We start from the raw sequence: 24,550 nt of genomic DNA, 5'->3' as shown, positions 1-24,550 counted from the left end.
TGAACAGAGTAGGCAATTAAAATTAGCAGCTATTTCTACAGTCGTCCGCGAATGTCCGATTTATTTGATTTTGTAACCGGGAATCCACAGTATCCGGAGATTTTTGTACGTTAAACCGCGAGCGTCCACTTTTGGCCGATTTCTGCCCTTCGTGAACGGCAGCTTCGGGTCGATAGCGGTCCGTCGTGACTGGCTGTTCTCGACCCATTTTGCACATCCGCGAGCTTGGCCAATCTGCTTTTGACGGGATCAACCGCAACATCGCAGAAACAAACAGCCCGCATCTGCGGGCTGTTTCGGGGTTACGCTTCGATCAGGTCTATTGGGGTGATGCCTCTAGCGCCTTCTAGCACATCATCGCGGTCGAGCTCTCTGGCCGAGGGGCCGAAGAGCGGGATCGACAGACCTGACAACATCATGCCCCCGCTACCTCGATGATGGTCTGCGGCGAGAATTCGAGAGCCCACAGCGGCAAGTTGCTTGGCCAAGCGATTCCATTCATCGCCGAGGGCCAAAGCGGCTGCGCGTAGGGCGCTGTCCTGAGCTTGGCTAGACTCATGCTTAGCCTTGGAGATCTGAGCATCGAGCGCCTCAGTTTCCGCCTGCAATGCAGCGACAATCAGTTCTTGGCGCCTTGCATGTTCATCAGCCTCAATGAGCAAGGAGCTAGCTCTCTCCATCGCGGTGCTTGCAGCCTTTTCACCCTCACTATTGCCGGTTGCGACGTTGCGTGCGTAGAGGTTCGCAGCCTCAATCTCAGCTTGCTGCGCCCTCTCGATGGCTAGATTTGATTCTTTTTGGATCGCCTGTAGGCGCTCAAGAATAAGCGTACGAGTGCTCTCCAGTGAAGTTATCGTATTAACTGAATCAGACATGACTTGACGAGCCTTTGTCTTGGCCTGCTTCGCATTCGCCAAACTTTCCTGATAGCTGATCTCGCGTTCAATTCGCTCAATAGCACTAGGAATACTGCGCAAGCGACCCTCTGCGTCGGAAAGCTTATTCATAGCCGCCGTACTTTCAGGGCTGCCAATGCAATTGCCATGACGGTCCCAGTTACTCGGTGTTGCCTCCCACGCAGCTCTCAGGCCTGGAATGCTTTCTTCAAGAGAGTCACGCTCTGCAATCAATTCGTCACGCTGCTTTTTCAATTCTTTCATGCTCAACACCTAATGATTGGAAGTGGTTACGTACGAGGCTGGCAAGGCCGCATGTTGCCGACACTACCTCGTGGATTTAGAGGTAGTAGTTCAAGCGGCCAGTACTTCGTTCTCGGCCGGTTCAGGGATCGTCAGGACGACATAACAGCGCTGTAGTCCAAGGCCGGGCAGGCGCACAGAGGTGGAGGCCTTGCCATCTTTGCCTGGCTCTAATACCCGACGCCTAAGCAGCTCTTTGTTCACGGCATTGAGGTTCATGCCTCGGAAGATTTCAGAGCGCCAAGCTTCGGGAAGTACGTAATAGGTTGTCGTCGTGTGCGACGTGTCACCCATGCCGTGCTCCATCGACTTGCGAAAGCCGAGCCGGTCAATAGTGCGGGGGCCGTGTTCATCTACCTTGGCAGCCGTCGATTCCCAGCGCGTAAAGCGGCTCTCTCCAAAACGCTCAATCACCTGGCGCAGGCGTGCGAGAATCGCATCACCTTCCATGTTTCCAGCGCCACCTCGCTCAGCTAACCAGGCATTCAGGCATACGCGGGCGGCGTCGAGCGCCAGACCGTCTGGCCACCCCGTAACGCCCAAAGCGGTGGCCAACTCTCCCGCAGCCGCTGCCAAACCGAAGCGGGTTGCGGCCCGCTGGGCCTGGCCGCTGGCACTGGCGGGGAGCGCTTCAGCAGTGAAACGCTCCACAGTGCTGCGTACCATGGCTGTATAGGCGCGCAACTTGGTCGGGTCGCAGAGGGCCGACAGGAAGGCAAGGGCAGGCGAGCCGTAAAACTTGGCCACTCGCGCCTTGAGCGCGTCTGACAGAGCGGCGGCATCGTCGAAGCCATGCAGTTCCTCGAACAGCCCAAGCCCTTTGCTTGCATCAGCAGGGACAGCAAGCAAACGTACCTCCATACCTGCTTTCAGATCCTTATTTGCCTCGGCCATGTGCTGCGCAAGGGTCTTTTCTCCGGTGGAGAGAAACAGCAAGCGCCACTCTTGAACTTGGCGCCCGCTCATGCCCCGATCATTGGCCCGCGCCTTGCCGGTGCCGTTGCCGAGCATGTAGACCGTTTCACCGATGATCCGTGGGTCGCACATCCCGATCTCATCGAGCACCAGCAATCCGTCCGAGTGCGCCGCCGCGATACTTTCCAGGGCGTTGTCCGTAGAGCGCCAGGAGCGCACCAAACGCGGCCCACCCCAAACCGAGGCCGCCACCTGCAAATGGGTGGTCTTTCCGCCCGAGCTATCACCGTACAAGTGGAAGCCGCCCGATTCATGCCCAAGCAGGTGCAGTAGCGCTCCAGCGAAAGCCACGCACACGACGAACGCTAAGCGGTTGTTCCCAACGCACAACGTGCCGATTTGCTGTTGCCACTGCTCGAGTGTTCCGGCTTGGGTAATGGGCGGGAGCTGGGCGCCAGCTTCGTAGAAGTGCAGGTATTCAGTGCTGGCACCAATTTGCCGATCCGGCACCAGGTAAGCATCCCCATGCCAGCCCAGACGAGTGACCAACCGGGCACGCTCGGAGCCGTCGTAGCCTTGTAGGTAGCTCTGTAGGTCGTTGCGCGAATTGCGAGCAGTGCGCACAGGCGCCAGGCGCAGCCCCATATCGACGAGTGGCGCGAGCACTTCTTTGCCAAAGTCGCCCGCCATCGCCCTAGCCGGAATGTTGAGGCGCTTGCTTGCCCCATCCGGATCATCGAACTCCACAAGCAGGCCCCATCCGTGGCCCTTTTCGTCACGGGTGCGAGCTAATATCTCTAGCCGTGAACAAACTGGGCGTGCTTCGCCATCCTCACCGGCATAGAACACCCCCTCCTTTGTGAGACGGAAACCGCTGGGGGCCGGGGCGGTTTTCTTCTCGGGTTGCGGCTTGGCCTGGGCAGTGGCCTTGCTCTGCTTGATGGGGGTGTGGGTAGCGGCGACTGCGGGGGTGAGGGAGAACAGTTCCCCGGTGCGTTGCAGCTCTGCCAAGTGTTGGGCAGTCCACCCTTTGGATAGGGCGTCAGCCGCATCATCACCTTCGCGCCACTCGCCGCCTGGGGCGAAGGTGGGATGCCCACCATCCATACGAGGGAGTTGCCCGAACGCCGTCAAGGCTACCGTCTGCACCGTGGCAGCTCCGAGCCTCCGCAGATGGTCGGCCAAAGCATTCATGCACTTCAATCCTGGAACATCGTTGTCAGGCCACAGCAACACGTCACGCCCGACTAGTGCCGCGAAATCAGCCTTTTGCCAAGAGTTCGTCCCGTTGGGCCAGCAGGTGGCAACATGTTCGGGCCACAGCTCGGCAGCCGCATCGGCGGCCTTCTCGCCCTCACACAGCACTACTGGTGCCGCTGGGCGTTTAGCCAGCTCATCAAGATTCAACAGCGGACGGGGTTCAGGTAAGGCCTGCCAGCGCCAAGCAAGCGAGCCATTGCCCGAGTGTTTGCACCAGGTAAGTGGCGCGAACACTTTGCGCGCCGAGCCGGTCTCATCCGGCACCAAGTCGAAGCGATACAACACCATGAGAGGCTGACCACTGGCATCGCGGTAGATCCAGACTTTTGAGGGCTTACCGTGCTGCCTGTGCGTATGCATTACCTTCTGCATCGCCTGCTCAGGAATGGGAAGCACTGGTGTCCAGTCCTGTTTCGAGACTTTTGTACTGGGCGACTTGGTGCTTGTGCTACCTGGCTCGACGCAGAGAAAGGCCGCAAGTTTGTTGCAGGCGTCTATATCAGTGACGCGATCCAGGTAGCGCACTAGGTCAATCAAATCGCCGCCTTTGTCACCCGTAGCAAAGTCACACCAAGTGCCCTTAGCCAAGTTGACCTTAAGCGAACCTGCGTGCTTGTCAGTTCGTGTAGGGTTTGGAGCGGTGTACTCCTTACCGCCATCTACCCGTTTACCGCCTGGCAACCAGTTAGAAAGGACTTGTTCGATTGACCTGAGGGAAGCGTGTTTGACTTCGGAAAAGCTGGGGCGCTTGTTCATTGGAGATCCCCATGCACCAGCTGAGAAGTGGACTTATCGCCGTGCAAGGCCAATGACCGAATCAGTCCTACGGTACCTTGGATGTCCCAAATAACATTCGCTATTACTGAGTCAGACAGCCTCTCAACATCCGGACCGGAATTGAACTGTGCCATGAGCAAGTGCAAAACGGCGTCGACGCGGGAACAAGCCGCAGTGATGGCATCAATTGGCACACCGGCAGCATTGGTGGCGCATACGGATAGAAGGTCTTCAGGTAGACGCCCTTCAAGTCCCTTGGACGCAGATTTCATTGCGCACCCCCGACGGTTTCCAGGGAGCGGGCAATGCTCATATGTCGGTTGTAGCGTGCGAGGCGGGTAGCAAGGCTGGAGTTTGCGTGTAGAGCGGCGAGAGCCATTGCCCGGTGGGCGGCGGCGCGGATTTTGGACGGATTGAGGGCGGGCATGTGTGGTACTCCAAGTTAGCTGGAGCTGCCACTGATCGTCGCCAAACGATTTTGGGTGGCAGCTGTGCGCAGGTTGGCGAACCGGGAACTTGGAACCCGGCAGGCCCGAAGGCCTCCCACGCACAGCCGCCATAACACGAAACGGCAGACACAAAAAAAGCGCCTGCTGTCGGATGGGGCGCCTATGCGCCAAGTATATCGGGTCGCCAAACCCGGTCACTGAATTTGCAGCGACGGACGGAGCATAGCTTGACGATTTGATAAGAGCAATACGCAAGGCTTGCGCGATCACGCACGACGTCATAGATTGAGGGGGCATACGAATGTACCTCCAACGCCTCCGGTTGCAGCCGGGGGCGTTTTCGTTAGAGCTTAGCGACGACGGGGCGTACCAGAGACAGCCAGCTTAGATGCTGGCCATTGCGAGACTCTGAACGCATGTGCTCCAAGGCAGCGGGATTGGCCAGCAGATTGGGTATTAGTTGCCGTGCGTCTTCGATTACTACGCCCGATGGCACGTCGACGGCCAGCATCACCCATTCCAGCGACGGCCAGGCCAAGAGCAAAACGTGCGCGCCATCAGAAATGGCACGATCACGCAAGGCGCGTAGGCGATCACGTCCCATGGCCACTGCAGGCGGGGCGCCTTCAAGTACTCCGACCGCGTCGAGGACGGTGTGTGGCAGGAAGATTGGAGTCATGCCGCCACCTTGTCGCGAGCGGCAATGCGGGCCCGGGTCCAGTCCAAAACTTCAGACAAGACCCAAGCGACAGGCGCACCGCGAGCGGTGCTATCCGTAAGTTTGACTGGCTGGGGAAAACCGCTTTCAGGCTGGCTCATCAGCTTATAGATCGTCGGACGCGCAAGACCTACCAAGGCGACCACATCTGTTATGCGGATCAGTCGTGTTGCTGGATCAAAACCGAGTGGGCTCGTGTCACCGAGGTCAGCTCTTGGAATTGACTGTGCAAGAGGGTTGGCGCTTGAAGTGCTACGAGTTGTCATAGCTAGTTCCCTGTATTGGTATGAACAGGGCCAACTATTTATGCCGATTCACTGGTGAAAGAAACAGAGAAATTTCTAGCCGACTGGAGTTATCCCCATTTCGCTTCTTCGTAGCACCTTCGTCACATCTATACGACATTCGACCCCGACGAACGGTAGTGCTCGTCTACAACCCGCTGCGCAGTGGTAAGGGGGTCAATTGCCCCCTTGATCGAGCCAGCTAGCCAGGTCGTGAAGGTATACCACCCGTTGCATGCGTCCGCCCCACTCACCCTTCACTACGCGCAACGATATCCTCCCTTTGCCAAACTCCCTGAGAAGCGCCGGCATTCCCATGTGCGAAAGATAGTGCTGTCGCACGAGCTCAAGCGGTAAGCACGTGCTGCCGTAACGTTTCAAAAGCATGTCGTATGTTTGGCTATCAATCATTTGCCCCCCCGCGCCCCATGGCTGTAGGCTGAATTCCGCGCCGTCTAGATGTTTTGTGTCCGAACGAAAGAGCGACCAGCAGGAAGAGCTGGGCATTCCGGCTGTTACACTTTCTCGCTGTGTTACACCCGGGTGTAAGCCGACACTGCGTGGGGTGTAAACAGGTTTTCATCAATAGTTTCAATACGTTGCACCCTAGCGTTACACCGGTTACACCTGATACACCGGCCTTGAAGAGGCTGAGCATATCCAACCAGATTTACCCAAATGTCCCTATTCGATATTTCCCACCCAATCTGCTTCATGAATGAGGCAACCGCCCATGGGCAAAATCGTAGGGGGTGATCGCCTCCTTGCGATTAGCATCCAAATAATCAGCCCACCACTGCACCATGAGCCTACGCTCTTGTATATGCTCAGCCTTGTGGGTGTAGGCGGCACGCACCGTGTTTCTCTCCTGGTGGCTCATTTGCCGTTCGACAGCGTCTTTACTCCAAAGCCCTGACTCAACCAGCGCGGAGCAGGCCATAGTCCGAAAACCATGGCCGCATACCTCTGCTTTGGTGTCATACCCCATACGCCGCAGCGATTTGTTCACGGTGTTCTCGCTCATGGGCTTCCAGTGATTGTGGTCACCCGCAAAAACCAGATCGAAACGACCAGTGAGGTTACGAATTCTCTCCAGCACCTCTACAGCCTGGCGGCTGAGCGGCACCAGGTGTGGCGTGCTCATCTTGGAGCCTCGATGGGAGTTCTTCACACCCTCAATAGCCACCCTTTCGCCAGGGATTTCCCACATCAGCCTCCCCATGTCTATCTCTCCCCAGCGAGCGAAGCGGAGCTCGCTGGAGCGAATGAACACCAACATGGTCAGCTGCACCGCGAGCTTGGTCAGGCCGCGCCCGCTGTCGGCATCTATCCGCTGGAGAAGCTCAGGTAAGCGCTCGAATGGCAAAGCAGGCCGGTGCGCCGTTTTGCGGGTAGCCGTGGCGCCTTGCAGATCGATCGCAGGGTTGAAATCTAGATGGCCATGCTGAACCGCCATACGGAGGATGCCCGTCATGTACTGGCGTAGGCGTGCAGCCGTATCCAACGTATCCCGCTTTTCCGCCGCTTTCAGCGGAACAAGCAGATCCCGTGTTTTCAGCTCCGCGACCGGACGATCACCGAGAGTGGGCAACAGGTGGGATTCAATGCGTCGCCAAACGGTGGAGGCATGACCAGGTGTCCACTTACGAGCGCAGGCTGCATGCCATTCCTGTGCAAGCAAACGGAAGGTATTCGCCCGGGCATTGACCGCTTCCTGTTTGTCCAAGCGCGCCTGCTCGATGGGGTCTTTCCCAGCAGCAAGGAGTTCAAGCGCCTGAGCGCGTCGCTCCCTGGCCGCTTTCAAGCCGAGCGCCGGATAGTTGCCAAACGTTGCTAAACCATCACGGCCATCAGGTTTGGTGTACTTCATACGCCAAGTCTTGACGCCTGACGGCTTCACCAGCAGGTAGAGGCCTTTGCCATCGAACAGCTTGTAGTCCTTCTCCCGAGGCTTGGCCGCATCACATTTGGGATCGGTGAGAGGCACCACTGTGCGCGCCATAGGGATACGTTTCCTTATCGAACCGAGATATCCCTAACCATATCCCTAAATCGCGTAGATGCCCAGAGACAAAACGAGACAGGCAGGAACAACAAAGCCCGCGCTAGGCGGGCTTTGCGGGGTGTTTCGTAGACAGTCATAGACTTCTGGAAACTGGTCTCTGGTGCCGGAGACAGGAATCGAACCTGCGACCTTCGCGTTACGAGTGCGCTGCTCTACCGACTGAGCTACACCGGCGTGTAGCGCAACGTACCACTGCTCACACCCGTAACGCAAACCCCTGTTTCCGCTGGTTTATTGCCCTGCCCTCAAGCCCCCTTGCACCCTTTGGGCGCCAGGTCTTCCTCGATGTCGGTCGTGCACGCCCAGCCGCTGGCCGAACGCGTCAGGGTCAGGGCCTTGCCCAGTGCGTTGGCAGGCGCATCCACCAGGGTGCAGACAATGCTGCCGCTACCATCTGCGGCCTTGCCGCTCGCCGTGATCGCACAATGCGCCGTCGCCGGCTGGCCACCCAGGGCGGCGACATCCGCTACATCCTTTCCATCATTCAGCCGCAGATCCATCGCCGTCTTCAGGGCGCTGATCTCCAGCAACCCGGCCGCGGCCTTGGAGCGTGCCTGGTGGTTGGTGTACATCGGTAAGGCGATGGTCGCCAGAATGCCGATGATCGCGACGACGATCATCAGTTCGATCAGGGTGATACCGCGTTGCCCTTTCATGAACGTAGTTCCTTTTTGATTCGCTTACACATTGAGGTCAGTTGCGCCCCAACCGGCAGCGGCGCAGTAGGCCTGAACAGACACCTTTTGTCACCCCTGCCCGCACGGGCGTCATCTTCGCTGAACTACTCTAGTGAGCATCACGGACGCGTGCCCTTGCATGGACGCGGCAAGCTGTTTCCAGGCTTGTCGCCGGGGCTGAACAAGGACCTTTGCATGACTTCATCTTCACTTCTCTACCGCTGGCACGGCACCGACGCCAATGGCGCGCCGGTCAGCGGCCAAACACCCGGGCGCAGCCCGGCTTATGTGCGCGCCGGGCTGATTCGCCAGGGCATCACGGTGGCGAGTTTGCGGCCGGCCAGCGGGCTGGCGTTCAGCTTGCCAAAGCGGCGCGAAAAGGCAGACCCGGCGGGGTTCAGCCGGCAGTTGGCGACGTTGCTCAAGGCCGGCGTGCCGCTGCTGCAAGCGTTCGAGGTGATGGGCCGCAGTGGTTGCGATGCGGCGCAGGCGGCGTTGCTGGAAAGATTGAAACAGGATGTGGCCTCGGGCCTGGGGTTGGCGGATGCATTGCAGCGTCACCCGGCATGGTTCGATGCGCTGTATTGCAACCTGGTACGGGTGGGCGAGCAGTCCGGTACGCTCGACCGGCAGCTGGAGCAGCTGGCCGGCATGCTGGAGCAGCGTCGGGTGCTGCACAAGAAGGTGCGCAAGGCGATGATCTACCCGCTGCTGCTGTTGCTGACCGGGCTGGGGGTGTCGGCGATCTTGTTGCTGGAGGTGATTCCGAAATTCGAGAGCATGTTCTCGGGCATGGGCGCGGCGTTGCCGGCATTTACCCAATGGGTGATCAACTTGTCCACAGGGCTGAGCCGTTTTGCGCCGCTGCTGCTGGTGATGGGCTTGGTGCTGGGTGTTGCCGTGCGCCAGCTTTACCGGCAGCACGCGCCAGCGCGCCTGTGGATATCTCGGCGGGTGCTGGGCTTGCCCGTGTTTGGCAAGTTGCTGGGGCAGGCCGCGCTGGCGCGGTTTGCGCGCAGCCTGGCAACGTCCTACGGCGCCGGGGTGCCGTTGCTGGATGCGCTGGGTGCGGTGGCGCGGGTAACGGGTGGCGACCTGCACGAGCAGGCGGTGTTGCGGCTGCGCCAAGGCATGGCCAATGGGCAAGGGTTAAACCAGGCGATGGCCGGTGAACCGCTGTTTCCCCCCTTGCTGGTGCAGTTGACGGCCATCGGTGAATCCAGCGGCACGCTGGACCAGATGCTGGAAAAAGCCGCCAGCCATTACGAGGAACAGGTCAGCCAGGCGCTGGACCAGTTGACCAGCCTGCTGGAGCCGGCCATCGTGCTGATCCTGGGCTTGCTGGTGGGTGGCCTGGTGGTGGCGATGTACCTGCCGATCTTCCAGTTGGGTAGTTTGATCTGAACATGACTTTATGGGCTTTTCTGGCTGAACAGCCAGCGTATTTCCTCACCCTTGCCACGGTGCTCGGCCTGCTGGTGGGCAGCTTTATCAACGTGCTGGTGTATCGCCTGCCGATCATGCTGGAGCGGCAATGGCAGCGTGAGGCGCAAGAGGTATTGGGGCTGCCGACCACGCAGCACGCGCGTTTCGACCTGTGCCTGCCCGCCTCCCGGTGCCCACACTGCGCGCACCGGATTCGTGCGTGGGAGAACATTCCAGTCATCAGCTACCTGGCCTTGGGCGGGCGCTGTTCGTCCTGCAAAAACCGCATCAGCCTGCGTTACCCGGTAGTGGAAGTGGCCAGCGCGCTGTTGTCGCTGGTAGTGGCCTGGCGCTTCGGCGCTTCGGTAGAGGCGTTGCTGGCGTTGCCGCTGACCTGGTGCCTGCTGGCGCTGAGCCTGATCGATGCGGACCACCAGCTGCTGCCGGATGTGCTGGTGCTGCCGACCATGTGGCTAGGGCTGATCGTCAATGCCTTTGGCATCCATGTGCCCCTGGCCGATGCCCTGTGGGGCGCAGTGGCCGGGTACCTCAGCCTGTGGACGGTGTACTGGGTGTTCAGACTGGTCACCGGCAAGGAAGGCATGGGCTATGGCGATTTCAAGCTGATGGCGCTGATCGGGGCGTGGGGGGGTTGGCAGGTGCTGCCGTTGACGCTGCTGTTGTCGTCGGTGGTCGGGGCGCTTGTTGGCCTGTGCCTGCTGCGTTTTCGCCGGCATGCCTTGGGCACGGCAATCCCGTTTGGCCCTTATCTGGCAATTGCGGGGTGGATTGCCGTGCTCTGGGGTGATGAAATATACGCCTCATACATGCAACTGCTTGGATACTGATGACCACTGCGGCATTTACCCCCTGGATTCTCGGCCTGACCGGCGGCATTGGTAGCGGCAAAAGCGCCGCTGCCGAGCGCTTTGTCGAGCTTGGCGTGCACCTGGTCGATGCCGACCAGGCGGCGCGCTGGGTTGTCGAACCTGGTCGCCCGGCCCTGGCCAGCATCGTCGAGCGCTTCGGCCCGGGCGTGCTGCAGGGCGACGGCCAGCTCGATCGCGCCGCCCTGCGCCAGCTGATTTTCGCCGACCCGGCGCAACGCAAATGGCTGGAACAACTGCTGCACCCGCTGATCGGTCAGGAGATTTTCAGCTATCTGGCCAAGGCGCAGTCGCCTTATGCGGTCTATGTGTCGCCGCTGCTGATCGAATCGGGCCAGCATCATAAGACCCAACGTGTGCTGGTGATCGATGCGCCGCAGGACCTGCAAATAGCCCGTACCCTGGCGCGGGACAACACCAGTGCCGAGCACGTGCAGGCCATTTTGCAGGCGCAGTTGGGCCGTGAGGATCGCCTGCGCCATGCCGATGATGTGGTAGTCAACGACGGCGGCCTGGCCGCGCTGCATGAGCAGATTGACCGCCTGCACCACTTTTACCTGACTTTGAAAGGAGGCCAGCCATGAGCCAGCCATTGACCGTCGATTGCCCAACTTGCGGCGCGCCTGTGGAATGGAGCGAAAAAAACGCGTTCCGGCCGTTTTGTTCGGACCGTTGCAAACTGATCGACCTGGGGGCCTGGGCAGCCGAGGAGCACAAGATTGCGGGGTCGGAAGAGTCCGAAGATGAGCTGTATTCGGGGGACCTGGAGCCGCGGCATTGAGCTGATCCACCAATACAACGCGGGCCCACAACCCGCGCGGTACCTGTGGGAGCGGGCAAGCCCGCGAAGCAGGCGCCGCAGTGGATGGCACGGGCTTCGCCCGTGTTCGCGGGCATGCCCACAGTGAGAGTGCAACCTCTGAGTGCTGATTACCCCCGAAGAGGCCGGCACAGCCACCACACATTCACCGCTCATCTTCCTTCCAGGGCGCCTGCAGATAGCGTGTGCGGTTGAAAGTTTCCAGCCACTCGGGGCAAAACACCACCAGCGCACTGATCACCATGCCGTTGATGAACGCCTCGGGGAACATCATCAACCACAGGTAGCCAACAAAGTCGCTGAGCCACTCCGGCAGGGCAAAACGCCCGTCCAGCCACAACACCCCTAGCGCTGCGGGGACGCAAATCAGCACAGTCAGGGCGGCCGGAAAAAAACCCGAACAAAAGATGTAAACGAACAGGTTGCGGGGCTGGGCACGCTCCACCAATAGCGCGCACACCTCGGTAATCAGCACCGGCAAGCCAACCAGCAACAAACCATTCAACCCCAGCGCCGCCAGATCCTGACGCCCCAGCGCCAGCAAGCCGAGCTGGGCCATGAACCCACCCAGCACCGCCAGCGGCCAGTCCAGCAACAGGGTGACCGCCGTCATGCCAATAAAGTGGTACGACACCCCAGTATCAAAGTCGCGCCGCACCAGCCACAGCGCAAACAGGCAGAACACCGTGCCAAACAGCAAATGCTGGCGGCGCCGGTCGGTAAACAGTTCAACCCAGCGAACCCGGCTGACCGCCCAGATCAGCAACGGCACATAACCCAGCCAGCCAAGGGTAAGGGTGGTGCCGGATAACACCTGCGCGCTGATCACCTGAACAATACCCTTTGCGGCCATGTGGATAAAACCGAGTCTACACCCATTCTCCCATTCCTTCGGCTGCGGTAGGCTGACGCTTCCATTCGATGCAGGAAGCATTGGTCATGCTGGAAGGAACCAACCCCGCCCTGCTACTGGCAGCGGCACTCAACGCCATCATCGGTGTAATTCACCTGGCCATCATCGCCGTGGGGCCGCGTTGGTACCGTTTGTTCGGGGCCGGTGAGCGCATGGCGGTGGCCGCCGAGAAGGGCCGCTGCTACCCGGCGCTGATCACCGCTGCCATCGCCTGCGTGTTGCTCGCCTGGTCGGCCTATGCGCTGTCGGCTGCCGGGGCGATCGGGCGGCTGCCCTTGCTGCTGCCAGTCATTTGCCTGATCACCCTGGTGTACTTGCTACGCGGCCTGCTGGGGCCAGTATTGCTGGCGGGCACCGGGCGTTCGCAGCGTTTTATCGTGGTCAGTTCGCTGATCTGCCTGGGCTTTGGCGTGGTACATCTGGTCGGGCTGGTGCAGCAGTGGCCAGTGCTGGGCTGATTCTCACGCTTAAACAGCATCTTACCGTCATCGATTAGCGGCTAAGCTTGTCTGCATGGATGACTCAGACTACCTGCGCCTGCTTACCATCCAGGCCGAACAAGCCAATGCCTTTCTCTCCAACGCCCGTAAGTGGGAGCGGGAGCGATGGGTGTGCCAGCGCCTGTTGCAGGGGCTGAACATTCCCTACCGCAGCGAGGACTTCACCCCGGCGGGGCAGGAGCCGCCAGACGTGCTGTTCCGCGACGCCGCCTTCGAGGTGTTTTTCGTGCTCGACGAGGGCCGCCGGCTGAACGATGAATGGCGCGAGGAGCTGCAGCGGCGACGCAGTGCGTTTTCCCTGGCGCAGCTGGTACGCCGCGAAGCACGCCCACGGCGCATCAGTGCCACCGAACTGCTGGGGCGCCTGGCGCCCACCTTGCGCAAGAAGGCGCACAATTACCGGGAACGCGGGCTGGAGCTGAACGAGCTGGACATCATCGCGTTCTCCAGCCTCAAGCGCGAAGTGCTCGACCTCAACACCCACTTCCCGCCGCCTACCGAATACCTGCGCCAAGGCTGGCGTTCGCTGTCGCTGGTCGGGCCAACCTTTGCCCGGGTACTGTTTGCCCACCCCGATGCGCCGGATTTCCTGCGCGGCAACCTGGGCCGCAGCATCGTCTTCGACGTAGGCATCAGTCTTTGATCCAGTGCAGCGACTGTTTGCGATGGCGTACACTCGGCGCCAGGGATAGAAAGCATTATCATTTGTTTCAAGCGCCTGCGCGAACGCTGTAGCGTTTGCGCAGTCACAAACGTCTACCTGACGAGGCCCACCATGACCAGTCGCCTGAACCCGGAAGATCAGCGTCGTGTCGATGCGTATCTGCGAGCCCCCCAGCACCAAGTCGAGCGCAGGCCCTTCCGGCCGTGGCTGCTCCTTGTGCTGGTGCTGGCCGTGACCATCGGGTTGGGTCTGATCAGCCGCCTGCTGAGTGGACTGGTGCTATGAGCTGCTTCGCGCTCGCCCTCCCCTCGTGCAGTTTGCGGCCGGCCCCCAGGGCCACGAATTCCGTAAACCTTATGAGATATTCCCATGACTCATCGCATCGTGATTGTCGGCGGCGGCGCCGGCGGCCTGGAACTGGCGACCCGCCTGGGTAAAAGCCTGGGCAAGCGCAAGCAGGCCGAAATCACCCTGGTCGACACCAACCTCACGCACATCTGGAAGCCACTGCTGCACGAAGTGGCCGCCGGCTCGCTGAACTCCTCGGAAGACGAACTGAACTACGTGGCTCAGGCCAAGTGGAACCACTTCAATTTCCAGCTGGGGCGCATGAGCGGCCTGGACCGTGAAGGCAAGCAGATTCAACTGGCTGCCACCCTCGACGAAGAGGGCCGCGAGCTGCTGCCTGCGCGCACCCTGGGCTACGACACCCTGGTGATTGCCGTGGGCTCCAACACCAACGACTTCGGCACCCTGGGCGCAGCGCAGCACTGCCTGTTCCTGGATACCCGCAAGCAGGCGGAGCGTTTCCACCAGCAACTGCTGAACCACTACCTGCGTGCCCACGCCGGCGACGTGGCCAGCGAGAAAATCAGCGTAGCCATTGTCGGCGCCGGTGCCACCGGTGTAGAGCTGGCGGCCGAGCTGCACCACGCTGCCCACGAGCTGGCGGCCTATGGCCTGGACCGCATCCAGCCCAAGGACATGCACATCACCCTTATCGAGGCGGGCCCGCGCGTTCTGCCGGCGCTGCCGGAGCGCATCAGCGTACCGGTTCACAAAACCCTGGAAAAACTCGGGGTGAAGGTGATGACCAACGCCGCAGTCAGTGAAGTGACCGAGGACGGCCTGAAAACCAAGGACGGTGAAGTGATCCAGGCCAGCCTGAAGGTGTGGGCAGCCGGTATCCGCGCGCCTGGTTTCCTCAAGGACATCGATGGCCTGGAAACCAACCGCATCAACCAGCTGGTCGTGCGCCCTACCCTGCAAACCACCCGCGACGACAACATCTTCGCCTTCGGTGACTGCGCCGCCTGCCCGCAACCTGGCAGCGACCGCAACGTGCCGCCGCGCGCACAGGCGGCGCACCAGCAGGCTTCGATGCTGGCGCAAAGCCTGAAGGCGCGCCTGGAGAACAAGGCCCTGCCGACGTACGAGTACAAGGACTATGGCTCGCTGGTGTCGCTGTCGCGCTTCTCGGCGGTGGGCAACCTGATGGGTAACCTGATGGGCAGCGTGAAGCTGGAAGGCTGGCTGGCGCGGATGTTCTATGTGTCGCTGTACCGCATGCACCAGATGGCGCTGTACGGGTTCTTCCGCACGGCGTTGATGATGCTGGGCAGCAAGATTGGCCGGGGTACCGAGCCGCGCCTGAAGTTGCACTGACAGGCGCCCCCATGCCCTGTAGGCGCGGGTTTACCTGTGAATGCGATGGTGGCTGCGCTGCCGTATTCGCGGGTGAACCCGCTCCTACAAAGGGGCGGTTTGGCAAATAGATGCAGGTGGGATTTGCACCGATGGGCGCATTTTTCGAGGCAAAAGAAAAAGGGCATCTCATGCGAGATGCCCTTTGTTCATGGTGGGTCGTGTAGGATTCGAACCTACGACCAATTGGTTAAAAGCCAACTGCTCTACCAACTGAGCTAACGACCCAAAAATGGTCGGGGTGAGGGGATTCGAACTCCTGACATCCTGCTCCCAAAGCAGGCGCGCTACCGGACTGCGCTACACCCCGAGTGTTTCAAAAAAAAGGGCATCTCTTTGGAGATGCCCTTTTCTACATGGTGGGTCGTGTAGGATTCGAACCTACGACCAATTGGTTAAAAGCCAACTGCTCTACCAACTGAGCTAACGACCCGGAAAATGGTCGGGGTGAGGGGATTCGAACTCCTGACATCCTGCTCCCAAAGCAGGCGCGCTACCGGACTGCGCTACACCCCGAGATTGGCTCCGCGACCTGGACTCGAACCAGGGACCCAATGATTAACAGTCATTTGCTCTACCGACTGAGCTATCGCGGAACTGAACTTCGGTACAACTCCGAAGACTGTGTTCGCTTCGGACTCTTTAGCTTCTTCGCTTTCGCGTTGTCGCTGCTGAGGCCGGCTATTCTACATTCTTCGTTTTGCTTGTCAACCACTTTTTTTCATTCAACTTACTGATTTGTAAGTTGTTTTGCGATCACCGATGTTGCTGGTGATTCGCTTAGTGCCTGACAACGCGGCGTATATTAGGGGCACTCTAAATTTGATGCAAGCAAAAATTTCAAAAATTTCAGGCGGTTACCCCGGGTTGGCGCAAAGGCCCGAAATAGCTGGGCTGTGCCGGCATTGGCAACGGGTAAAAAAAGCCCCGCAAACGCGGGGCTCATGGTGCAACACAATCAGCCAAAGACGATTTCGTCGCCTTCCACCTTGGCGGTGATCGCCGTACCGGGCAGGAACTTGCCGGCCAGAATCAGCTGCGCCAGCGGGTTCTCGATCCAGCGCTGGATCGCACGCTTCAGCGGCCGCGCGCCGTACACCGGGTCGTAACCCACGGCAATCAGCTTGTCCAACGCCTCTGGGCTCAGGCTCAACGACAGTTCGCGCTCCAGCAGGCGGCTGCGCAGGCGGCCGAGCTGGATTTCGGTAATACCGGCAATCTGCTCGCGGCCCAAAGGCTCGAACACCACCACTTCGTCGATGCGGTTGATGAACTCCGGACGGAAGTGCGCCCCCACCGCATCCATCACTGCCGCACGCTGTGCCTCGCGGTCACCCACCAGTTCCTGAATCTGCGCCGAGCCCAGGTTGGAGGTCATCACGATCACGGTGTTGCGGAAGTCCACGGTGCGCCCGTGGCTGTCGGTCAGGCGGCCGTCTTCCAGCACCTGCAACAGCACGTTGAACACATCCGGGTGGGCTTTTTCCACCTCGTCCAGCAGCACCACCGAGTAAGGCTTGCGCCGCACGGCCTCGGTCAGGTAACCGCCCTCTTCATACCCTACATAGCCTGGCGGTGCACCGATCAGGCGCGCTACGGAGTGCTTCTCCATGAATTCGGACATGTCGATGCGCACCATCGCCTCTTCGGTGTCGAACAGGAACTCGGCCAGCGCCTTGCACAGTTCGGTCTTGCCCACACCGGTCGGGCCGAGGAACAGGAACGAACCACTTGGCCGGTTCGGGTCGGACAGCCCGGCACGTGAGCGGCGTACGGCGTTGGCTACGGCGGTTACCGCCTCGCTCTGGCCAATCACGCGCTGGTGCAGCAGCTCTTCCATTTTCAGCAGCTTCTCACGCTCGCCTTCGAGCATCTTGGCCACAGGAATGCCGGTCCACTTCGACACCACTTCGGCAATTTCTTCCTCGGTGACCTTGTTGCGCAGCAACTGGTTGTCGGTCTTGCCGTGCTGGTCGACCATCTGCAGGCTGCGCTCCAGGTCCGGGATCACCCCGTACTGCAGTTCGGCCATGCGGTTCAGGTCGCCTTTGCGACGGGCGGCTTCCAGCTCCTGGCGAGACTGCTCGATCTTTTGCTGGATCTGCGCCGAGCCCTGCACTTCAGCTTTCTCCGAAGCCCAGATTTCTTCCAGGTCGGAATACTCACGCTCCAGCCGCTCGATTTCCTCGGTCAGCTTCTCCAGGCGCTTTTTCGCCGCTTCGTCTTCTTCTTTCTTCAGCGCCTGCGACTCCACCTTCAGCTGGATCAGGCGGCGATCAAGGCGGTCGAGCACTTCCGGCTTGGAGTCAATCTCCATGCGGATGCGGCTGGCCGCTTCGTCGATCAGGTCAATGGCCTTGTCCGGCAGCTGGCGGTCAGTAATGTAGCGGTGGCTGAGCTTGGCCGCAGCGATGATTGCACCGTCGGTGATGGCCACCTTGTGGTGCACTTCATAGCGCTCTTTCAGGCCACGCAGGATGGCGATGGTGTCTTCCTCGCTCGGCTCCTCGACCAGCACCTTCTGGAAGCGGCGCTCCAGGGCGGCGTCCTTTTCGATGAACTGGCGGTACTCGTTCAGCGTGGTGGCACCTACGCAATGCAGCTCGCCGCGGGCCAGGGCCGGCTTGAGCATGTTGCCGGCGTCCATGGCGCCCTCGCCTTTGCCGGCGCCGACCATGGTGTGCAGTTCGTCGATGAACAGGATGATCTGGCCTTCCTGCTTGGACAGTTCGTTCAGCAGGCTTTTCAAGCGCTCTTCGAACTCACCGCGGTACTTGGCACCGGCAATCAGCGCGCCCATGTCCAGCGCCAACAGGCGCTTGCCTTTGAGGCCGTCGGGCACTTCACCATTGATGATGCGCTGGGCCAGGCCTTCGGCGATGGCGGTTTTACCCACGCCGGGCTCACCGATCAGCACCGGGTTGTTCTTGGTACGGCGTTGCAGCACCTGCACTGTGCGGCGGATTTCATCGTCACGGCCAATGACCGGGTCCAGCTTGCCCTCTTCGGCACGCTTGGTCAGGTCGACGGTGTATTTGTCCAGCGCCTGGCGCGATTCCTCGGCGTTGGCGTCATTCACTGCCGCGCCGCCACGCAGGTTGTTGATGGCATTTTCCAGCGCTTTCTTGCTCACGCCCTGGCTCAGCAGCAGCTTGCCGAGCTTGCTGTTTTCGTCCATGGCGGCCAACAGCACCAGCTCGCTGGAAATGAACTGGTCGCCCTTCTGCTGTGCCAGGCGGTCTGCCTGGTTAAGCAGGCGTGCCAAGTCCTGCGACATGTTCACGTCGCCGGTAGGGTTCTGTATTTTCGGCAGTTGGTCGAGTTCTTTCACCAGCCCCTGGCGCAGGCCATTGATGTCGAAGCCTACCTGCATCAGCAGCGGTTTGATGGAGCCGCCCTGCTGTTCGAGCAGCGCCTGTAACAGGTGCACGGGCTCGATGGCAGGGTGGTCCATGCCAACGGCCAAAGACTGGGCATCGGATATTGCAAGTTGCAGCTTGCTGGTTAAACGGTCTATTCGCATGGTGTACCTTCCTTTAAAGGGCAGGTCGGAGCGATGGACAGCGCCTGTTTATAAAGAAACCTGCCTGAGATGACTTTATAGATAAGGCTGATTCTGGAAGATTCAAGCTTAGCGGGGTTGACCAAAGTCAACCTGTTGGATTAACGGGGGCCATTCGCGGGCATGCTCGCCCCCACAGGTACACCACCAGTTTCAACGTTTGCGGAATCTCTGTGGGAGCGGGCGTGCCCGCGAAGAGGCCGGTACAGGCTAGCGCGGGTCCAGCCAGACCAACGATGCAAAACGCCCACCCTGCGGGGTACGGCGATAGGAGAAGAACCGCGCATCACTGACCGTACACAAGCCACCGCCATAAACAGCAGTCACGCCACGGGCAGCCAGGCGAATACGCGCCAGCTCATAGATATCCGCCAACAGCTTGCCTGGCCGTTCGCCGTCGACGAATGCCCGAGCTGCTTGCGGGTGCACGGCGGTAAAGGCATCACGCACTTCCAGCCCCACTTCGAACGCTTGCGGGCCGATGGCAGGCCCCAACCACACCAGCACCTCTTCTGGCGGCAGCGCCAGCCGGTCCAGCGTGGCTTCCAGCACGCCACCCGCCAGCCCGCGCCAGCCCGCATGCGCCGCCGCCACGCGGGTGCCGGCACGGTCGCAGAACAGCGCAGGCAGGCAATCGGCGGTCATCACGGTGCAGGCAATACCAGGCTGGCGGGTCCAGCTGGCATCGGCCTCGGCCACCACGGTCGGGTCGGCATCCGCCACCACCCGCCCATGCACCTGCTTGAGCCAGGCCGGTTGGATGGTGAACTGTTCGCTCAGGCGGCGGCGGTTCTCGGCGACCGCGGCAGGGTCATCCCCAACATGGTCGCCGAGGTTGAAGGTTTCATAGGGCGGCAGGCTGACGCCGCCCTGACGGGTGGTGACACAGGCGCGCACCGAAGCCGGGGCCGGCCAGTCGGGGAACAGCAACGCCTGCGTCAGGTCACTCATCCGATGAAGCTCTCGCGGTCCTGGTTCAGCAGCGACAGCAACCAGACGAAGTCATCCGGCAGTGGCGATTCCCACTTCATGACTTCACCGGTAATCGGGTGGGCCAAGGCGAGGAAACGCGCATGCAGCGCCTGGCGCGGGAAAGTCTTGACCGCCTCGACCATGGTCGGGCTGGCAGCGGGCGGAATACGGAAGCGCCCGCCGTACGTCTGGTCACCAACCAGTGGGAAACCCACGTGGGCCATGTGCACGCGAATCTGGTGGGTACGGCCGGTTTCCAGCTTGACCCGCACATGGGTGTGCGAGCGGAAGCGCTTGAGTACGCGGTAGTGGCTGACCGCCGGCTTGCCGCCGTCAGTTACAGCCATGCGCTGGCGCATGCCGCCGTGGCGGCCGATGGGCGCGTCGATCTTGCCACCGGCAGTCACCACGCCAATCACGATGCACTCGTAGATGCGGCTGACCTTGCGGGCCTGCATCTGCTCGACCAGCTTGGTCTGCGCCTGCAGGGTCTTGGCCACCACCATCAGGCCGGTGGTGTCCTTGTCCAGACGGTGCACGATACCGGCGCGCGGCACGTTGACGATGTCTGGCACATGGTGCAGCAGCGCGTTGAGCAGGGTGCCGCTGGCATGCCCGGCCGCCGGGTGCACAACCAGCCCGGCAGGCTTGTTGATCACCAGGATGTGGTCGTCTTCGTAGACGATATCCAGTTCGATATCTTCTGCGATCCACTCGCCCTGGGCCTCTTGTTCGGCCTCCAGGGCAAGCAGAGAGCCACCATGAACAAGGTCTCGAGGGCGCACGACTGCACCATCGACCGTCAGGCGGCCCTCTTTGATCCACGAAGTTAGCCGCGAACGCGAGTACTCGGCGAACAATTGGGCGGCGACCTGGTCGAGGCGTTGGCCGCCCAGTTCGGACGGTACCTCTGCGCTAAGTTGAATGATCTCGGACATGCTCGATTCGGCGGGCGCACAGCCTTTGGTTTCGGCTGCGAGCTTGTGGTTAAATACGGCTTCTTTTGTCCCGGGGTTGGCCGGGGCGCTCATCATAACAGGACGGCACCGCCCAAGACAGCGGCCGTCAAAGGGACGCAAGCCGCCATGCGAGTGAAACACCTGCTGCTGATCGCCATCCTCGGGCTTACCGCGGCCTGTTCCTCTAATAAAGAGGTCATTGACGAGAACCTCAGCGAGGCCGAACTGTACCAGCAGGCCCAGGCTGATCTGGATAACTCCAGCTACACCAGCGCCGTGAACAAGCTCAAGGCCCTGGAGTCGCGCTACCCGTTCGGCCGCTATGCCGATCAGGCGCAGCTCGAGCTGATCTACGCCAACTACAAGAATTCCGAGCCCGAGGCCGCCAAGTCGGCCGCCGAGCGCTTTATCCGCCTGCACCCGCAGCACCCGAACGTCGATTACGCCTACTACCTCAAGGGCCTGACCTCGTTCGACCAGGACCGTGGCCTGCTGGCGCGCTTCCTGCCGCTGGACATGACCAAACGTGACCCGGGCGCCGCCCGCGACTCGTACAACGAGTTCGCCCAGCTGACCAGCCGCTTCCCCAACAGCCGCTACGCGCCAGACGCCAAGCAGCGCATGATCTACCTGCGCAACCTGCTGGCTTCGTACGAAATCCACGTGGCCGACTACTACCTGAGCCGCCAGGCTTATGTAGCGGCTGCCAACCGTGGCCGCTACGTGGTCGAAAACTTCCAGGAAACCCCGTCTGTCGGTGACGGCCTGGCGGTGATGGTCGAGTCGTACCAGAAGCTGCACCTGGACGAACTGGCCGCCACGAGCCTGGAAACCCTCAAGCTCAACTACCCAGGCCACCCGAGCCTGGTCGATGGCGAGTTCCAGCCCAAGCAGACCGAGTCTGACGGCCGCGGCTGGCTGTCCAAGGCCACCTTGGGCCTGATCGAAACCGAAACCCCGCTGCCGCCAGGCGAAACCCGCGCCAACCAGGACGTGGTCAAGCAGTTCCAGGACGCGCGCGACGAGATGCCGCGAGAGCTGCTGCCTAAAGACGAGAACGGCGACCCAATCGTGCCGGAAGGCCCGAAAGAAGCCGAGAAAGACCGTTCCTGGTTCAGCTACATGACCTTTGGTCTGTTCGACTGACCTTCAGCGGTGAATGAAAGGGAGGCCTTGGGCCTCCCTTTTTTATTGGCCGCGTCCTAGACTGTCGGCTTCTTCAATCGACAAGCTGGACATCATGGTTCGCCTACTTTTCTGGATCGCCCTGATCGCCGCCGCGTTCTGGCTGTGGCGCAAATACAAAGTCAGCCAGCAGTCGCACCCCGAGGCGAAGCTGGATGCGCCGCTGAAGATGGTGCGCTGTGCCCATTGCGGCGTGCACCTGCCCAACGACCGGGCGCTGCAGCAGGGCAATGAGTGGTATTGCAGCCAGGCCCACCTGCAGCAGGGCCCTGGCCACCAAGGCTGAACACGATGTCTGTTCAATCCTGAAACCAATTCGAAATCTGTGGGAGCGGGCTTGCCCGCGAAGCAGGCACCACGGTGTATGGCTCCGGCTTCGCCGGTGTTCGCGGGCACGCCCGCTCCCACAGTTTTTATCTGCAATTTCGTGTTCCACATATCCCTCCCCGACCCTTTCACACCATTTACGACCCCTCCCCCCCGCCAGCATTGACCCGTCCGGACAAAATTCGCTAAATCCTATTTATCCGCATAAATATGAAAAATAGCGAAATGCTCAAACCCAAACGCAAGCGCCAGAAGCTGTCCGATGTGATCGTCGAATCAGTCAAGCGCTCGATCGTCACCGAAGCGCTGCACCCCGGCGACCGCCTGCCTACCGAGCGTGAGCTGATGGAGCATTTCGAATGCTCCAAGGGCACCGCCCGCGAAGCCCTCAAGGCGCTCGAAGTCGAAGGCCTGGTCAGCACCCGCACCGGCCCGACCGGGGGCGCCTACCTGAACGAAGTGGGCACCGAACCAGCCAGCCGCGCACTGCGCAACTACCTGCACTTTCAGCACCTGGACGGCGAACAGGTGTACCAGCTGCGCAAAGTCATCGAGGTAGAACTGGCGGTGTCGGTGATGGGCAAGCTGAGCGAAGCCGATTACGCCGCGCTGCAGGCCAACATCGACTTCTGCAGCGCGCCGGAAGACAGCGAAGAAGGCCAGCGTGAGCAGCGCCTGGCGGAGCTTGAATTCCACACCCTGCTGGCCAACCGCTGCCCCAACCCGTTGCTGCGTTTCATGGCGGTGTTCCTCAACGACCTGCTGCGCGACCTGGTGGTGCTGAAAAAGGCCTACCTGCCCAAGCGCCAGCAGTTCGCCGCCGCCAACATCGACTACCACAAGCAACTGCTGACCGCCTTGCGCGCCAGCGACGAACCCGCCGTACGCCGGCTGATGCACGAACACATGTGCGACGCCGAGCACCACATGACCGCGCTGGAAGGCGAGGTTGCCCGCAACTTCCTGCTGGAGTTCGATCACCACCACTGATGCGCCTGTAAAGAGGCCTGCACACAGGCCCGGCCGTACCCGCTTTGTCATTGCCACTCCTGCCTAATAACCACAAACAAGGAGTTACTCATGCAAAGACGTACCCTGCTCAAGGCAGGCCTTGCCCTAGGTGCCTTAGGTAGCCTCCCCTTGGGGGCACACCGGGCATTCGCCGACCAACCGCTGACCTTCTATGGGCTCAAGTCCATGTCGGGGGCCTTCGCCAGCTACGGCAAGTACGCCGACATGGGCTCGCGCCTGGCCATCGCCGAGCACCCACAGTTGCTCGGCCACCCGCTCAAGTACAAAGTCATCGACACCGAAGGCAACGCCGGCAAGGCGGTGCGCAAGGTGCAGGAAGCCATCGGCCAGGATGGCGCACGCTTCTTCCAGGGGTGCACCCTGTCGTCTTCGGCACTGGCGGTGTCCAAGGAAATCCACAAAGCCGGCGGCGTGTTCATGACGCCTGTGGGCGCCGACGAAATCACCGGCAAGGACTGCAATGCCTCAACCTTCCGCTGGTCGGTGCCCACCTATGGTGCCATCCGCGAAACCCTGGTGCCGATGAGCCGCCAGCTGCCCCAGGCCAAGCGCTGGTACACCATCACCCCGCAATACGTATTCGGCGATGCCCTGCTGGACAACGCCCGCAAAGTGTTCGCCGAGCTCGGCGTGGAACACATCGGCAACAGCTACCACTCGCTGCAGGAGCAGGAATTTTCCGGCTACCTGACCAACGCCATCGCCGCCAAGCCAGACGTACTGGTGCTGCTCAACTTCGGTAGCCAGGCCTCCAACGCCCTGCGCCAGGCGGTCAACTTCGGCATCAAGGACCGCATGAAAGTGCTGATGGTGTGGTCTGCCGGCCTCGACCAGTTCCAGGAGCTGGGCAGCGACGTGCTCGAGGGCGTGTACCTGGGTGCGCAGTACTGGCACCAGGTCGACACCCCGCTGAACAAACAGTTGGTCGCCGCCACCCGCAAGGCCTATGGCATCAACCCCAACTATCCGCTGGCCGCCGACTACATCGGCACCAAGGTGATGCTCGAAGCCATCGTCAAGGCCGGCAGCCTGGACGGGGCCGCCGTGTCTGCGGCATTGCAGGGCATGCGCTTCCAGGGCCCGACCGGCGAAGAACTGATCCGCCCGGGTGACCACCAGGTGCTCAAGGACTACTACCTGCTGCGCGGCAAGCCCCAGGGGCAGATGCGCGACGAGGACGACCTGGCCGAAGTCATCAGTTCGGGCCGCTCGTTCGTCGAGGTCGATCACACCGGTTGCGCCCTGGCCTGAAGCTG

General features: G+C 60.8%; 23 protein-coding genes and 6 tRNA genes. 12 read left to right on the top strand and 17 right to left on the bottom strand.

Annotated elements, in window-relative coordinates; genetic code table 11:
* Positions 1 to 302: 302 nt before the first annotated feature.
* The 8 genes from AC3RCM_RS03660 to AC3RCM_RS03625 all read right to left on the bottom strand — a co-directional run bounded on the left by AC3RCM_RS03660 (position 303) and on the right by AC3RCM_RS03625 (position 8,323).
* Positions 303 to 1,160, bottom strand: a complete 858-nt coding sequence (locus AC3RCM_RS03660; protein WP_157767018.1) for a coiled-coil domain-containing protein — start codon at positions 1,158 to 1,160, stop codon at positions 303 to 305.
* A 90-nt stretch (positions 1,161 to 1,250) separates the two neighbouring features.
* The gene (locus AC3RCM_RS03655) at positions 1,251 to 4,130 is read right to left on the bottom strand and encodes a DUF927 domain-containing protein (RefSeq protein ID WP_099452838.1); all 2,880 of its coding nucleotides are present in this window, start codon (positions 4,128 to 4,130) and stop codon (positions 1,251 to 1,253) included.
* 813 nt (positions 4,131 to 4,943) lie between these two features.
* Positions 4,944 to 5,279 (bottom strand): hypothetical protein, encoded by a 336-nt coding sequence (locus AC3RCM_RS03650; protein ID WP_099452835.1) that lies wholly within the window; start codon positions 5,277 to 5,279, stop codon positions 4,944 to 4,946.
* Positions 5,276 to 5,584: a helix-turn-helix transcriptional regulator gene (locus tag AC3RCM_RS03645; protein WP_099452834.1), complete on the bottom strand. Its 309-nt coding sequence runs from the start codon at positions 5,582 to 5,584 to the stop codon at positions 5,276 to 5,278. The genes AC3RCM_RS03650 and AC3RCM_RS03645 overlap by 4 nt, the downstream gene beginning before the upstream one ends.
* A gap of 195 nt (positions 5,585 to 5,779) precedes the next feature.
* A complete protein-coding gene (locus AC3RCM_RS03640) occupies positions 5,780 to 5,989 on the bottom strand; it encodes a pyocin activator PrtN family protein (RefSeq protein WP_225874453.1) in 210 nt (69 codons plus the stop codon).
* A gap of 325 nt (positions 5,990 to 6,314) precedes the next feature.
* Positions 6,315 to 7,604: a tyrosine-type recombinase/integrase gene (locus tag AC3RCM_RS03635; RefSeq protein ID WP_099452832.1), complete on the bottom strand. Its 1,290-nt coding sequence runs from the start codon at positions 7,602 to 7,604 to the stop codon at positions 6,315 to 6,317.
* A gap of 161 nt (positions 7,605 to 7,765) precedes the next feature.
* Positions 7,766 to 7,841: transfer RNA gene (locus AC3RCM_RS03630), tRNA-Thr, on the bottom strand.
* A 71-nt stretch (positions 7,842 to 7,912) separates the two neighbouring features.
* Entirely contained in the window at positions 7,913 to 8,323 is a 411-nt protein-coding gene (locus tag AC3RCM_RS03625) for a pilin (RefSeq protein WP_012051131.1), read from the bottom strand.
* A 216-nt stretch (positions 8,324 to 8,539) separates the two neighbouring features.
* Between AC3RCM_RS03625 and AC3RCM_RS03620 the strand changes: the two genes are divergently transcribed.
* The 4 genes from AC3RCM_RS03620 to yacG are packed head-to-tail and all read left to right on the top strand — an operon-like array spanning position 8,540 to position 11,437.
* Positions 8,540 to 9,748, top strand: coding sequence for a type II secretion system F family protein (locus tag AC3RCM_RS03620; protein ID WP_492629380.1), 1,209 nt, complete (start codon positions 8,540 to 8,542; stop codon positions 9,746 to 9,748).
* Positions 9,749 to 9,750: 2 nt separating this feature from the next.
* On the top strand, positions 9,751 to 10,617 hold the full coding sequence (locus tag AC3RCM_RS03615) for a prepilin peptidase (protein WP_180688884.1): 867 nt from the start codon (positions 9,751 to 9,753) through the stop codon (positions 10,615 to 10,617).
* The gene (coaE, locus tag AC3RCM_RS03610) at positions 10,617 to 11,240 is read left to right on the top strand and encodes a dephospho-CoA kinase (RefSeq protein WP_198747354.1); all 624 of its coding nucleotides are present in this window, start codon (positions 10,617 to 10,619) and stop codon (positions 11,238 to 11,240) included. Before AC3RCM_RS03615 ends, coaE begins: the two co-directional genes overlap by 1 nt.
* Positions 11,237 to 11,437, top strand: coding sequence for a DNA gyrase inhibitor YacG (gene yacG, locus AC3RCM_RS03605; protein WP_010951889.1), 201 nt, complete (start codon positions 11,237 to 11,239; stop codon positions 11,435 to 11,437). Before coaE ends, yacG begins: the two co-directional genes overlap by 4 nt.
* Before the next feature lie 184 nt (positions 11,438 to 11,621).
* Here yacG and AC3RCM_RS03600 read toward each other — a convergent pair whose 3' ends face one another.
* The gene (locus AC3RCM_RS03600; protein WP_064492470.1) at positions 11,622 to 12,329 is read right to left on the bottom strand and encodes an energy-coupling factor ABC transporter permease; all 708 of its coding nucleotides are present in this window, start codon (positions 12,327 to 12,329) and stop codon (positions 11,622 to 11,624) included.
* Positions 12,330 to 12,415: 86 nt separating this feature from the next.
* On the opposite strand from AC3RCM_RS03600, the gene AC3RCM_RS03595 reads away from it, so the two are divergent.
* The 4 genes from AC3RCM_RS03595 (at position 12,416) to AC3RCM_RS03580 (ending at position 15,218) form a co-directional block, all read left to right on the top strand.
* Complete coding sequence (locus tag AC3RCM_RS03595; RefSeq protein ID WP_049588119.1) at positions 12,416 to 12,847, top strand: hypothetical protein; 432 nt, start codon at positions 12,416 to 12,418, stop codon at positions 12,845 to 12,847.
* Between the two features lie 55 nt (positions 12,848 to 12,902).
* Positions 12,903 to 13,532 (top strand): DUF1780 domain-containing protein, encoded by a 630-nt coding sequence (locus tag AC3RCM_RS03590; protein ID WP_003247546.1) that lies wholly within the window; start codon positions 12,903 to 12,905, stop codon positions 13,530 to 13,532.
* 132 nt (positions 13,533 to 13,664) lie between these two features.
* Positions 13,665 to 13,838, top strand: a complete 174-nt coding sequence (locus AC3RCM_RS03585) for a DUF3094 domain-containing protein (RefSeq protein ID WP_492629379.1) — start codon at positions 13,665 to 13,667, stop codon at positions 13,836 to 13,838.
* Between the two features lie 84 nt (positions 13,839 to 13,922).
* Entirely contained in the window at positions 13,923 to 15,218 is a 1,296-nt protein-coding gene (locus tag AC3RCM_RS03580; protein ID WP_003247549.1) for an NAD(P)/FAD-dependent oxidoreductase, read from the top strand.
* A gap of 191 nt (positions 15,219 to 15,409) precedes the next feature.
* Here AC3RCM_RS03580 and AC3RCM_RS03575 read toward each other — a convergent pair.
* The 8 genes from AC3RCM_RS03575 to rluD all read right to left on the bottom strand — a co-directional run bounded on the left by AC3RCM_RS03575 (position 15,410) and on the right by rluD (position 20,729).
* Positions 15,410 to 15,485 (bottom strand) — tRNA-Lys (locus AC3RCM_RS03575).
* Between the two features lie 5 nt (positions 15,486 to 15,490).
* Positions 15,491 to 15,567 (bottom strand) — tRNA-Pro (locus tag AC3RCM_RS03570).
* 47 nt (positions 15,568 to 15,614) lie between these two features.
* Positions 15,615 to 15,690, bottom strand: a tRNA-Lys gene (locus AC3RCM_RS03565).
* A gap of 6 nt (positions 15,691 to 15,696) precedes the next feature.
* Positions 15,697 to 15,773, bottom strand: a tRNA-Pro gene (locus AC3RCM_RS03560).
* A 4-nt stretch (positions 15,774 to 15,777) separates the two neighbouring features.
* Positions 15,778 to 15,853: transfer RNA gene (locus AC3RCM_RS03555), tRNA-Asn, on the bottom strand.
* Positions 15,854 to 16,215: 362 nt separating this feature from the next.
* Complete coding sequence (gene clpB, locus AC3RCM_RS03550; protein WP_010951887.1) at positions 16,216 to 18,780, bottom strand: ATP-dependent chaperone ClpB; 2,565 nt, start codon at positions 18,778 to 18,780, stop codon at positions 16,216 to 16,218.
* Positions 18,781 to 19,029: 249 nt separating this feature from the next.
* Positions 19,030 to 19,770 carry a peptidoglycan editing factor PgeF gene (gene pgeF / locus AC3RCM_RS03545; RefSeq protein ID WP_010951886.1) on the bottom strand — a complete coding sequence of 247 codons (741 nt, stop codon included), beginning with the start codon at positions 19,768 to 19,770 and terminating at the stop codon, positions 19,030 to 19,032.
* Complete coding sequence (gene rluD / locus AC3RCM_RS03540) at positions 19,767 to 20,729, bottom strand: 23S rRNA pseudouridine(1911/1915/1917) synthase RluD (protein WP_003247554.1); 963 nt, start codon at positions 20,727 to 20,729, stop codon at positions 19,767 to 19,769. The genes pgeF and rluD overlap by 4 nt, the downstream gene beginning before the upstream one ends.
* A 147-nt stretch (positions 20,730 to 20,876) precedes the next feature.
* On the opposite strand from rluD, the gene AC3RCM_RS03535 reads away from it, so the two are divergent.
* The 4 genes from AC3RCM_RS03535 (at position 20,877) to AC3RCM_RS03520 (ending at position 24,545) form a co-directional block, all read left to right on the top strand.
* Positions 20,877 to 21,896: an outer membrane protein assembly factor BamD gene (locus tag AC3RCM_RS03535; RefSeq protein ID WP_064492474.1), complete on the top strand. Its 1,020-nt coding sequence runs from the start codon at positions 20,877 to 20,879 to the stop codon at positions 21,894 to 21,896.
* A gap of 94 nt (positions 21,897 to 21,990) precedes the next feature.
* Positions 21,991 to 22,221 (top strand): PP0621 family protein, encoded by a 231-nt coding sequence (locus AC3RCM_RS03530; protein WP_014589594.1) that lies wholly within the window; start codon positions 21,991 to 21,993, stop codon positions 22,219 to 22,221.
* Between the two features lie 266 nt (positions 22,222 to 22,487).
* The gene (locus AC3RCM_RS03525; protein WP_020192253.1) at positions 22,488 to 23,252 is read left to right on the top strand and encodes a FadR/GntR family transcriptional regulator; all 765 of its coding nucleotides are present in this window, start codon (positions 22,488 to 22,490) and stop codon (positions 23,250 to 23,252) included.
* Between the two features lie 90 nt (positions 23,253 to 23,342).
* Entirely contained in the window at positions 23,343 to 24,545 is a 1,203-nt protein-coding gene (locus AC3RCM_RS03520; RefSeq protein WP_003247562.1) for an ABC transporter substrate-binding protein, read from the top strand.
* Positions 24,546 to 24,550 lie beyond the last annotated feature (5 nt).

The organism is Pseudomonas sp. GW823-FHT05G12 (genome assembly GCF_058795575.1).
The sequence above is the reverse complement of the archived record's forward strand: the minus strand, read 5'-3'. Positions and strand labels throughout refer to the sequence as shown.